Annotated in this window: 10 protein-coding genes; 8 read left to right on the forward strand and 2 right to left on the reverse strand. The window is 39.3% G+C overall.

Going from position 1 to position 12754, the window contains the following annotated elements:
* Positions 1–20: 20 nt before the first annotated feature.
* The 6 genes from M3196_RS16235 to M3196_RS16260 all read left to right on the forward strand — a co-directional run bounded on the left by M3196_RS16235 (position 21) and on the right by M3196_RS16260 (position 5531).
* The gene (locus M3196_RS16235) at positions 21–851 is read left to right on the forward strand and encodes a sugar phosphate isomerase/epimerase (protein ID WP_251323360.1); all 831 of its coding nucleotides are present in this window, start codon (positions 21–23) and stop codon (positions 849–851) included.
* A gap of 20 nt (positions 852–871) precedes the next feature.
* A complete protein-coding gene (locus M3196_RS16240) occupies positions 872–1672 on the forward strand; it encodes a CPBP family glutamic-type intramembrane protease (RefSeq protein ID WP_251323361.1) in 801 nt (266 codons plus the stop codon).
* Between the two features lie 179 nt (positions 1673–1851).
* Entirely contained in the window at positions 1852–2673 is an 822-nt protein-coding gene (locus tag M3196_RS16245; RefSeq protein ID WP_251323362.1) for an ABC transporter permease subunit, read from the forward strand.
* Complete coding sequence (locus M3196_RS16250) at positions 2670–3605, forward strand: hypothetical protein (RefSeq protein WP_251323363.1); 936 nt, start codon at positions 2670–2672, stop codon at positions 3603–3605. The genes M3196_RS16245 and M3196_RS16250 overlap by 4 nt, the downstream gene beginning before the upstream one ends.
* A 17-nt stretch (positions 3606–3622) precedes the next feature.
* Positions 3623–4606 carry an ABC transporter ATP-binding protein gene (locus M3196_RS16255; protein ID WP_251323364.1) on the forward strand — a complete coding sequence of 328 codons (984 nt, stop codon included), beginning with the start codon at positions 3623–3625 and terminating at the stop codon, positions 4604–4606.
* Positions 4599–5531 carry an ABC transporter ATP-binding protein gene (locus M3196_RS16260; protein ID WP_425311017.1) on the forward strand — a complete coding sequence of 311 codons (933 nt, stop codon included), beginning with the start codon at positions 4599–4601 and terminating at the stop codon, positions 5529–5531. Before M3196_RS16255 ends, M3196_RS16260 begins: the two co-directional genes overlap by 8 nt.
* A 230-nt stretch (positions 5532–5761) precedes the next feature.
* On the opposite strand, the gene M3196_RS16265 is transcribed toward M3196_RS16260, so the two are convergent.
* Positions 5762–8845 carry an efflux RND transporter permease subunit gene (locus M3196_RS16265; RefSeq protein WP_251323365.1) on the reverse strand — a complete coding sequence of 1028 codons (3084 nt, stop codon included), beginning with the start codon at positions 8843–8845 and terminating at the stop codon, positions 5762–5764.
* A gap of 94 nt (positions 8846–8939) precedes the next feature.
* Between M3196_RS16265 and M3196_RS16270 the strand changes: the two genes are divergently transcribed.
* Both M3196_RS16270 and M3196_RS16275 read left to right on the forward strand, forming a co-directional pair.
* A complete protein-coding gene (locus M3196_RS16270) occupies positions 8940–9773 on the forward strand; it encodes a TetR/AcrR family transcriptional regulator (RefSeq protein WP_251323366.1) in 834 nt (277 codons plus the stop codon).
* 136 nt (positions 9774–9909) lie between these two features.
* Complete coding sequence (locus M3196_RS16275) at positions 9910–11280, forward strand: short-chain fatty acid transporter (RefSeq protein ID WP_251323367.1); 1371 nt, start codon at positions 9910–9912, stop codon at positions 11278–11280.
* 37 nt (positions 11281–11317) lie between these two features.
* Here M3196_RS16275 and gatB read toward each other — a convergent pair whose 3' ends face one another.
* Positions 11318–12748, reverse strand: coding sequence for an Asp-tRNA(Asn)/Glu-tRNA(Gln) amidotransferase subunit GatB (gene gatB, locus M3196_RS16280; RefSeq protein WP_251323368.1), 1431 nt, complete (start codon positions 12746–12748; stop codon positions 11318–11320).
* Between the last annotated feature and the right edge of the window lie 6 nt (positions 12749–12754).

Raw genomic sequence — 12754 nt, forward strand, 5'->3', positions numbered from 1 at the left:
ATACTGAAAGGAGCTTTTTTATGTCCAACAAAATGGCCATCTCAGGGAGCACGATCATGTCTGATACTTCCCTATTGCATGAACTATTTATAAATGAAGCAGATCATATAGAAATTGGTGAATTTGAGAACGAAGCTGCCTATCAGCATTTTTTAAGTTTAGTAATCAAATCCAACAAAAGCTTTGGCTTGCATTCACCGCTTTTCCGTAATGAGAGTATATACGACCTTATTGAAAATGTACAATTTGAACCTGAAAAAGCGTGGGTTCAGTTTGAAACCGAAGTGAAGCGGATGGCTGAAGAGGGAGCAGCATACATACTTGTTCATTTTCCCTATTTTCAAGATGAGTCAGACGACCCTAACAAAAAGATAGAAGAAGGATTACAAAAGTTATCCTGCCTTCAAGCAAAGTATAATCTGCCGATCGTCTGCGAACCAAAACTAGGGATGTGGAAATCTCCAAAAGGAATCGAATATCTTCATAAGTTCCCCATATCAGTGTGGGAGAGGTATGGGTTGGAGCTTTGCATAGATATTGGAGATTACTTGCTGGCTGCTGCAAAGTTATCTGTGCACCCACTGGAATTAATCCAAAAATGGCAGGATCACATTAAAGTTGTACACCTTCACAACATCGAATTTTTAGAAGGGAAATACATTTGGATTCCCATTCATCCTTCCCACGAGAACGATGATGTTTACTTTCCAGTAAAAGAGATTCTGAGCTTTATAGCCAAACACAATAATATCTATTGGGTTTTAGAGCATACGCCGCATTCATGCCCGAAGAAAGAATTCGTCATGGAAGGCATACAGTGGTTAAAGGAAGACATTTTAAAAATTGAATAGTGAACATGGAGGACGTAACATTGAAACATTTAAAAATTGCCCTATTTCTTGGTTTGCTTGGTTTACTTGCAGGAGCTTTCGTTGTTCCCTATCAGCTGGAATCATTAAAAAATACACTTACAGCAGCTGAGTATGAAAAAATGATCGGTGCAGTTCCTGTTCCGCTGTCGGTCATGATTAGCGTAGCTGCATTACAAATTGGATTAATTATCACAGTTTTTAGCTGGATTGGTTTAAAACTTACAGAACGAACAGGGTTTACCCTGCCACTTTTGCTACCTTGGCTCCTTAAGAAAAAGAAACCAGTCATAGACCGCGCCGCTTTAAAACTTGCTCTCATCGGAGGCGCAATCGGCTCAATTGTTATGGTGTTAATGGATGTTCTCCTTTTTCATCCCCACATTCCGAAGCTTGGAAATGGTGAAGGTGTCGTATGGTGGAAAGCAGTTCTTGGCGGTGTTCTTTATGGGGGAATTGTTGAAGAAGTTCTGATGCGTCTTTTCCTTATGACTCTGATTATTTGGTTATTGGCTTTTATTTTTAAAAAATACCGCAATTCTATTCCTTCGTCCTTCTATTGGATCGGAATCATCCTTGCTGCATTTATTTTTTCTGCAGGACATTTACCTGCCACCGAGGCTCTATACGGAGAGCTATCTTCAATTCTTATAGTACGATCTTTCCTGTTAAATGGGATACTCGCTATTTTCTTTGGCTATCTATTTTGGAAAAAAGGCTTGGAGTACGCGATGATTGCACATATGATGGTGCACGTTGTTACACAGCTAATTGTACTTCCTCTTTTAAAGCTAGTTTCATAATCGCCCTTAAAAATACTGGATAAAGCTCCGGTGTTTTTTATTTGTAAATTAATTGAAAAATTTAGAGCTAGTTGTTCGTCAAATTAAGTAGGGATTAAATTTCGGGGTTTGTGTATCAAATATATGTCAAATAATTTACAATTATTTCAAAAGAGATTATTTACAAATTGAGGTGTATGATGAATTTTTCTTTAAGGAGTTATTTAAAACGGTTAAGATCAACCATTCTAGGTATCTTAATAATCAGTATCCTGCCCGCTCTTTTATTTGGAACGAATACTCAGTTAGAACAAAATGTATGGGAGTACTCTATTAACAGACTAAAATACCCACTGTTTCCTGACGTCTTTGAGAAGTATCAATATTCTATGACTATTTTCTTTTGCGCTTTACTTACAGGGTTGGTCGCCGCGTTAATTCTAACCTTCTTTACAACACTACTTCCAAGATTTTTGCAGCGCATCGTATACGGATTATTGACATTCTTAGAATCACTGCCCGATTTATTTATTGTTGTGGTTCTTCAGTTTGCCATTATCTATATATACAAATCAACAGGAGTTCTACTATCAAATATTTCAAACGTCTACAACAATCCTATTTATCTTCTTCCAATCCTTACACTATCTATATTGCCGACGATTCAATTATTTAAGATTACGCTGCTGCTGATGAAGGATGAACAGCATAAACCGTATGTAACTGTCGCAAGATCAATGGGTCTTAGCAGACTATATATCACGATCGCACACGTTTTCCGAAACATTCTTACGAGTCTTGTTCAGTATTACAAAACGATTTTTGTATTTATGCTTTCTAATCTGTTTATTGTAGAATATGTGTTTAATTTGAACGGAATTATGAACGTTTTGCTTAACACGAAAGGTGTTGCCTTTATGGTAACGGCTCTTATGATTGCCATCCCTTTTTCTCTTTTATTTGAAATAGCTGAAAGCAATACTATTAAGTTAACTAAACAAGAAGAGGAGGAGGCCGCATGATTATAAAACTAGTAAAGCAGCCACAGTTCATCATAGGGTTTCTTTTTATAGCTTGTTTACTGATTTTTAGTTTTTATTGGCCGAACCTGCTGGATGTTGATAAAGCAGAATCCCTTAAACTGCAGGACTTTTTATATGACGATGAAGGAAGAATCATAGATGCTCCTCCCTATTCTCCATCACAAGTTCCTCCCTTAGGGTCGGATATGTTTGGTAAACAGATTTTTTATCAGATTATAGATGGGGCAAAATATACGATTCTGATCGCACTTGGTATCGCTTTGTTTAGAATTCTGTTTTCTGTAGGGATCACTCTGATCAATCCTAAATCTAGCTTTTCCTTCTTAAACGATATTGTTCAAGCAACCCTTTATATCCCAACAGCCATATTGGCGTTTATATTTATGAATTCATTAATAGTGAAACAATCAATGGAACCCATGAGTACTATGAAATTGATCGTACTGCAGTGCCTTATATTAATTGGTGTAGGTGTGCCGCCATTAATTTCAACATTTTCACGTGAAATTAAAGCTATCTTGAATAAAGATTACATCACAAATACGTTTGCCTTAGGTTCTAAGAAGTTTTATGTGTATTACAAACATGTGCTGCCTGAACTTTCTACGAAATTAGTACTTTTATTTGCCCAGCAAGTTGTACAGACATTAATACTCATGGCACATCTTGGTGTTCTCGCCATTTTCATTGGAGGTTCAGCTATAGTTGTTTTGGGAGATATTTTTAGTCCAATGCCAGTAGCTATTCCCTTAGCTGGTGAATGGGCGGGTATTATAGGCATGAATTTCGCAAAAGTAAAAGCGGCTCCATGGGCTATTTTAACTCCTCTGACTTTCTTTGCGGTTTTAATATTTGCCCTTAATATGATTATTCAAGGCATACAAAACTGTTTAGAAACCAACAAGTCGTAAAGTGAGGTGCAAAGAAGATGGATCAGCATATTCTACAGATTAATAATTTAAGAGTTTCATTCAATAAAAATAAAGACAAGATTACAGTGGTTAATGATGTAAGTCTTCAAATTGAAAAAGGACAGACAGTTGCTCTAATTGGGGAATCAGGTTCAGGGAAAAGTATTACTTCCCTTTCTGTCCTGCAGCTTCTTCCCTCAAATGGCCAAGTAGATAAAGGTTCGATCACCTTTAATGGGAAAGAACTGATGTTGCAGCCTGAAAAAGAGATGAGGAAGATCAGAGGCAATGAGATCTCTATGATTTTTCAGGATGCCATCGCATCCCTTAACCCAGGTATGAAAGTCGGCGTGCAGATTACAGAAGGACTTAAATACCATAATCTTGTTCCAAAAGCTGACCTTAAAGCAGAAGCGCTTCAATTGCTGGAACAGGTGGGTTTTAAAAATCCTGTGCATATCTATAATCAATATCCCGATCAGCTTTCAGGCGGGATGAAGCAGCGCATTTTAATTGCAATGGCGATCTCGTGCAAACCTAAGCTCCTTATCGCTGATGAACCTACTACTGCCCTGGATGTTACAATTCAAAGGCAGGTACTCGATTTAATCGATCATTATAAATCTGATCTGGATGCCTCTGTACTGCTCATTACACACGATTTTGGTGTTGTTGCAGAATATGCTGACTGGGTATACGTCATGTTAGGCGGTCATATTGTGGAGTCGGCAGATGTTTATACGATCTTTAAAAATCCTGTACATCCTTATACGAAAGCTTTGATCGGCAGTATCCCTAATCCCGAAAACGGACAGGAGCGCTTAAAGAGCATTCAGGATTATACGTTTGAAGATACTAGCTATGATGGAAGAAAATTCGCGCCAGAAACGTATACGTACGAAAGTAGCGCTTTTCATGCACCCTCCTCATTAGTTGAAGTAGAACCGATGCATTATGTACGATTCTATGACGGCGAAAGGAAGGTGATTGCGATTGGATAACTTGCTTGTAAGAGCGCAGAATCTATCAAAATATTTTACAGACAGCTCTGGTGTTCATAAAGCAGTGGATGGTGTATCTCTAAATATTCACAAGGGGGAAACGCTTGGAGTTGTTGGGGAGTCAGGTTCAGGAAAAACAACGCTCGGACGGACCATCATGCGCTTATACAAGCCCGAGCACGGACAGATCTGGTTTGACGGGAAAGAAATAACAAAGCTAAATGATGGAAAGTTAAGACCCTATAGAAGAGAAATTCAAATGATCTTTCAAAATCCGTATGAGTCTTTAAGTCCCCGCTTAACCGTTGGGGAGATCCTTGAGGAACCACTCTTTATTCAAAAAATAGGGACGAAGAAAGAGCGGATGGATAAAGCGCTTAGCATGCTTGAAAAAGTCGGCCTTTCTCGGAACTCTTATCAAAGAAAGATTCACGAGTTTTCGGGCGGTCAGCGCCAAAGGATAGGAATTGCACGTGCACTGATTCTAGAACCGAAGTTTGTTATAGCAGATGAACCCGTTTCCGCACTCGATGTTTCCGTTCAAGCTCAAGTATTAAATCTCTTAAAAGATCTGCAGGCCGAGATGAATCTAACCTGTCTGTTTATATCGCATGACTTAAGCGTCGTTCATTACATGAGCGACCGAGTAGCCGTTATGTATTTGGGGCATCTAATCGAATTAGCTCCAAAAGAAGAGCTGTATCGCAACCCGATACACCCATACACGAAATCGCTATTATCATCTATCCCTGTTCCCGATCCAGAGCGGCGCAATCCATATCGTGAGCCGATCATCCTTCCTGAGAAGCCGCTATATCCGCCACAGCTGGTGCATGTCGGGAACGAACACTATGTATCGGCCAATATGATCAATATAAAAGATTTTGAGATTGAAAGTACAAAAAAACAAGTAAGCTATATTTAAAAGTGGAGGACTGGCTGCCAGTCTTTTCTTTTTGCTGGGTTTTTTTGATGAGGAATTTGTCGAAAAGCCTATAAATGTAACTTTACAGCCTAAAAAATTAAATTACGGCCTAGAAATATTATTTACGGCCTATAAATCAACATTTACGGCCTAGAAAATTAAATTACGGCCTAGAAAGCTTAAAAAGCCCTGCAGGATGACGCACGCATCACCTTACAGGGCTTAATAAACTAGTTTTCTTCTACTTCTCTACGGTTTTTCTTAAATATCTTGGATAATACTTCATACACGATTGGTACGATAATCAGCGTTAATAACGTGGAACTTGTTAATCCACCGATTACGGTGATACCAAGACCCTTCGAGATTAAACCGCCTCCGCCTGAGCCAACTGCTAACGGGATTAACGCTCCGATTGTTGCAATGGCTGTCATTAGGATCGGACGAAGACGTGTTGCTCCCGCCTCCAGAATCGCTTCACGCATGCTCATGCCATCACGTTCCATATGAATAATGCGGTCTACGAGAACGATGGCGTTTGTAACAACGATCCCGATCAACATTAACAGTCCCATCATGACAGATACAGAGATTGTTTCACCTGCGATTAATAAGCCAACAAATGACCCAATTACTGCAAACGGCAGTGAGAATAGAATCGCAAATGGTGCGACACCTTCACGGAATGTTACGACAAGAATGAAGTATACGATCGCAATTGCCGCAAGCATAGCTGCTCCAAGCTGTGTAAATGTTTCAGTCATATCTGCCTGAACACCTGCCACTCCAACGGTAACGCCTTTAGGCATATCCAATTTATCGATATCTTTTTGGACTTCTGAAGTTGCTTTGGAAATATCATCACCTATGGCCTTACCTGAAACTGTTGCGTAGTATTCCCCTTTGCTTCGGGCAAGTGTATTAAGCGTTGTTCCTTCTTCAACTTTTACAAGCTCAGATAACGGCATTGTCGTACCAAGCGCTGTCGGTACTTGTCTTGCCAGAATATCATCAACTGATTTAGGCTGTCTTGTTTGCTCCTGTTGTACAATAACGTCTAAAGTATCACCGTCTTTTTCAATCGTGGTTAATACATCATCTGCTTTTGCAGGATTAAGCATCATAACGATTTGACCAGTTGTCAGTCCGTATTTCAGTAATTCATCTTGATCGACATTAAATGTGTGTTCTACAAATGCATCCTTGGCGCTTGAGGAAACGTCTTCTAGGCGGTCATTCTTCTTCATGACGTCTTCTGCCATTTTTACAGCTTTATTGAGCTTATTTAAATCTTCACTATAAAATGTATAGCTGACTTCATTGGCAGGACCTGTCGATGCTGAGAAGTTCTGGCTCTTCCATTCACCTGATTGGCCAATATTTGCTACATAATCTTCGATGTCTTCACGCACTTCTGGGAAGTTATCCATCTCCGGGTCAAAGATCAGGTACATCAATGCACCGCCTGCTCCGCCACCCGACATAGCCATCATTGGATCAGCGTTTTCCGTAACAGAGATTTGTACGATGTCGATATAATCACGCTTGAGCATTTCTTCTTCTAATTCTTCAACGTTTGCCAAGGTTTCTTCCTTAAGCTCACCGGCTTCTGGTGTGTACGTTAAGTACATCACTTTGTCTTCTTCACTGCCCATGAAACTGAAGCCGATTATAGGTGTTAATGCCAAGCTTCCTGCTAATAAAATTACTGCCAATATGGAAGTGATCATTTTATGGTTAAGGGATTTGTTAAGAATCCCTTTATACCATTTTGATAATTTACCAGCTTCTTTATGGCTTCCTTCTGTCTTCTCACCATATAACTTCTTTTTGAATAAGAAGTGGGATAATGCAGGTACGATTGTAATGGCAACAATCAGTGAGGCACATAGCGCAAACGTCATCGTTAATGCGAATGGGGCAAAAAGCTCTCCAACCATTCCCCCAACAAAGATAAGTGGTGCGAATACGGCAACTGTTACCAGTGTTGATGATAGGATCGGCTTAAACATCTCAATTGTTGCTTCGCGAATAAGCGCTCGCCCTGATAACTTTTCTTCTTTTAAATGCAGGCGTCGGTAAATATTTTCTACTACAACGATGGAGTCATCGATTACACGGCCGATTGCTACCGTGATCGCACCAAGTGTCATGATATTGAGTGTAATATCCATCCAGTTAAGCAGCAATAAAGCCATGAATATCGAAACTGGAATAGAAATGATCGAAATAATCGTCGATTTAAAATCACGCAGGAATAGAAGAATGATCAATACTGCGATTAATCCGCCAAACACTGCTTTTTCAATCATTGTTGATACTGATTCTTCAATTGGTTTACCTTGGTCCAGTGATACATCAATGACAAGACCGTCAATTTTTGATTTTTCTTCTTTAATTAACTCTTTCACACTATTTACAACATCAACGGTGTTGGCTTGCTGTTCTTTGACAATCTGGATCGCAATCGCATCATCACCATTTGTACGGGAGACTGATTCTACTTTTCCGACCATTTTGATATCAGCAATATCACTAAGCTTTACAAATGGGGTTGGATTTTGTGCAGATGGTGTGACAGGAATCAACATATTCTTGAGTTCATCGGCTGTCATGAACTTACCGTCAACAGCTACCGCTTCCTCACCCTCTTCAAACTCGTAAAGTCCTAATGAGACTGCCATGTTGCTTGCCTGAATCATTTCTTTTACTTTTTCTTCAGTTAAATCAAACTCAGACATTTTGGCTTTATTATAAGTAAGGTCCACTTCTTCAATATGCTGACCCGTAATTTTGGCTGATGCAACACCATCGATCTTCTCGATCTTTGGAAGGATAATCTCTTCTACCGTTGACGTTAATTCAACAATATCTTCTTGCGTACTGCTTACACTAAGTGCAGCAACTGGCATCATGTTCATGCTGATTGCCGTTACTGTCGGCTCTTGTGCTGCTTCTGGCAAGTTCACCGTATCCAGAGCAGATTGCAGTTCACGTTTTGCCTCATCCATGTCTATACCGTATTCATATTCCACTTGAATGTTTGACATATTAGAATATGAATTTGAATAAACGGCTTTGACATCTTCTAGGCCTTCTACCGCTTTTTCTATCGGCATGGACACATCTTCCATCACTTTCTCTGGAGTTGCTCCAGGATAAACGTCCATAACCATTAAGTAAGGAATCGATACATCCGGAATCGTCTCCATATTCATTCGTGTCCCTGAATAGATACCTGAAACTGTTATAATAATGGTAAGCAGCCATACGGCTAATTTATTCATTAGGACAAAATTAACTAAACCTTTCATTAGTCCACCAACCCCTAATTGACTTATCAAACTCAATTACTTATACTAATGACTGATTGGTCATTTGTCAACGAATTTTCTTAGGAGCGATGAAATGAGTAAAAAACAATTAATTATGGAAAGTGCTCTAGAACTCTTTGCAAAACAGGGTTTCGAAGCTACTTCTGTACAGCAAATAACCGAACACGCCGGTATTTCCAAAGGTGCTTTTTACTTATCATTCAAGTCAAAGGACGAATTGATCATTGGGCTTATTGATCACTTTATGCTGGAATTCATCTCGGATATTGACCACGTAGTCAAGAATCATGATAATGATAAAAATCTTTTAAATGAATTTTATAAAACGGCGTTTCATTCCTTTCAAAAGCATTCTGATTTCGCCAAAATATTTATCAAAGAACAATCGCAAACTGTTAATGAAGAACTCATTTCTAAAATGCATCACTATGACAAATTAATCGATAAGATTATCCTAGGGATGTTGGAACGTTTATATGGGGAAGAAGTCATATATACAAAATATGATCTGATTTATTGTGTTAAAGGCTTCATGCATACCTATTCACAATTATTTTTGTTCTTTAACGTACCCCTGGATCTTCATTTATTAAGTCAGTCACTAGCAGAAAAAACTTCCTTGCTTGCCAAATATGCTGAAACCACCTTTATAACAGAAGAGCTTTACAAAACGCTTAACGAAACGCTGAATGAAAAAGTAACAAAAGCGCAGATCCTCGAAATCATTGAACAAAAAATAGAAGAAATTGATGAGCCTACCGAAAGCGAATCCTTAGTTCTGCTAAAAGAGCACATTAAAGAACCAAACCTAAGTCCTGCTATAGTAAAAGGGTTGCTCTCAAATCTCAAGGACCATTCTAGGTGTAAGCAGGTATCTTATTTACTTCGGAATTATCTGGAGTTATAGGGTAAACGCTCGGCCGCAGTTAATAACACATTTAAATCGTAGCGAAAACGCTGCGATTTTTTTGATTTAAAAAAGGGTAATTTTGTAAAAAGAAGAATTGTATACTGATAATACATGTGAAAGGAGACTGGCTATTATGAATAACCCGGAACTCAATATTAAAAACGAGAAGTCGAGGCAAGGAGAAACTTTCATTACTAAAAGCGCCAACTATCTATCTACTTGGTCTTATAAGTATGTCCCGGATGCCTTTGTTATTGCAGTAATACTTACATTGTTCGTATTTCTTATAGCACTTTTCATGAATCCTACTAAACCTGAAGAGATTGTTAAATCATGGGGTGATGGATTCTGGACTTATTTAGCCTTTACTATGCAGATGGTTTTATTAATGGTTACCGGCATGACTCTGGCAAGTGTTCCCTTATTAAATAGAGGTTTACAGTCCATTGCTAATTTAGCAAATAATGCACAAAAAGCTTATGTTCTTACGTTTTTGATTAGTGCCCTAGCATATTATATAAACTGGGGTTTAGCTGTTGTTGTAGGTGCCATTATGGCCAAAGAAGTGGCCATAAAGAATCCTAAAGCTCACTTTCCTCTTCTGGTAGCTGCCGCCTATGCACCTACTGCTTTATATAGTGCGGGCCTCTCTAGCTCAATTGGATTAACAATAGCTACAGAGGATCATTTTCTTGCAAGTGTTATGGGTGTTATTCCTACCTCTCAAACTATTTTCAGTGCATCCACAATCATAATTTTTCTTTCACTCCTTGTTACATTACCTATTGTTATTGTACTCATGGCTCCCAAGAACAATATAGTTAGCTTGGATCCTGATCAGTTTACAAAACCAACAAATGACAAACCTTCTAAACATGACTTAACATTTGCTGAAAAACTTGAATGGACTCCTTTTCTAGGTATTGTTCTAGGTGCAATTGGAATTTTATATTGTGTTTATGAATTTATTAATGGCCGAAGTTTAGACTTAAATATTATTAATATTTTCTTTTTATCTCTTGGATTATTATTACATGGATCATTAAATAACTTTGCAAAAGGATTTAAAGAGGCTACTCAATCAATTTCACCAATCATATTGCAGTTCCCTTTTTATGCTGGAATTATTGCAGTACTTGGCAGCTCCGGTTTAGGTGCAGGAATTATTGAATGGATGGCATCAATAGCTTCAAAAGACACCTTTGATATTTTCACGTATTGGTCCGCGGGTATAGTGAACTTACTTGCTCCTTCCGGAGGAGGTCAATGGGCACTTCAAGGTCCTCTCCAAGTCCCTGCTGGTTTAAAACTTGGCGTAGATCCAGCCACAATTGCTATGGCTGTGGGCTGGGGAGATGCATGGACTAATTTAATTCAACCGTTCTGGGCTCTCCCTCTTTTAGGTGTACTTGGATTAAAGATAAAAGACATCATGGGATACTGTTTTATCCTTTGCATTTGGGTTGGTATAGTTACAAGTGTGCTCATGCTCTTTTTGTATTAAAGAAAAAAAATCCTCCCGTTATAGGAGGATTTTTGTTTTATCTTTTTTTCAGTTCTTCCACAATCAGTTTGTTTACAAGCGGAGGGTTCGCTTTTCCTTTTGTTTCTTTCATAACTTGTCCAACTAGGAAACCGACTGCTTTTTCTTTTCCGTCTTTATAGTCAGTTACAGATTGCTCGTTGGCATCCAAGATCTTCACAACGATCTCACGTATTGCTCCTTCGTCTGAAATCTGCACAAGACCTTTATCTTTTACGATTTTTTCTGCATCGCCGCCGTTTTCAACTAGCTCTTTGAAAACAGTCTTTGCGATTTTATTGGAAATTGTTGCGTTGGCAATCAGCTTGATCATGCCCGCAAGGCCTTCTGCTGTTAAAGCGGTTTGATGCAGTTCTCTTCCTTCGTTGTTCAAATAGGCGCTCACTTCACCCATGATCCAGTTGGATGCCTGCTTCGCATCTGCACCTGCACCAATCGTTCCTTCGAAGAAATCCGCCATCTCTTTTGTCATCGTCAGAACTTTTGCATCGTATTCAGGAAGTCCAAATTCACCTACGTATCTCTTTTGACGCGCATCCGGCAGTTCTGGAATTTCAGACTTCACTCGATCCAGCCACTCATCATCGATAAAAATCGAAACAAGATCAGGTTCTGGGAAGTAGCGATAGTCATCAGAACCTTCCTTCACTCGCATAAGAATGGTAGTTTTTGATGCTTCATCATAACGGCGCGTTTCCTGAAGGATTTCTCCTCCTCCTGAAACAACTTCACGCTGACGTTTCTCTTCATGTTCCAGTCCTTTTTGAACGAAAGCAAATGAGTTTAAGTTCTTCAGCTCTGCTTTCGTACCAAACTCTTCCTGACCGACGGGACGGATAGAAATGTTAGCGTCACAGCGCAATGAACCTTCTTCCATCTTACAATCAGATACACCCGTGTACTGAATGATCGCTTTTAATTTTTCCAGATACGCATATGCCTCTTCTGGCGTACGGATATCGGGCTCAGATACGATTTCAACGAGCGGTGTTCCCTGACGGTTAAGGTCAACTAGAGAGCCGTCAGAAGTATGCGTAAGTTTCCCTGCATCCTCTTCCATATGAATACGGGTAATCCCGATTTTCTTTTTGTTGCCATCTACTTCTATTTCAATCCAGCCATGCTCACCGATCGGCTTATCAAACTGTGAAACTTGATAGGCTTTTGGGTTGTCCGGATAAAAGTAGTTCTTACGGTCGAATTTCGTTTCACGGTTGATCTCACAGTTTAGTGCCAGTGCCGCACGCATCGCAAAATCAACTGCTTGATGGTTCACAACAGGCAAAACGCCTGGATGCCCTAAGCAGATCGGACATACATTCGTGTTCGGCGGCGCACCAAAGTTTGTAGAACAGCCGCAGAAAATCTTTGAGTTTGTTTTTAATTCTACGTGTACTTCTAGTCCAATAATCGTTTCAAATTCGCTCATTCTCTG

Source organism: Fictibacillus nanhaiensis (assembly GCF_023715445.1).
GTDB lineage: Bacteria > Bacillota > Bacilli > Bacillales > Fictibacillaceae > Fictibacillus > Fictibacillus nanhaiensis_D.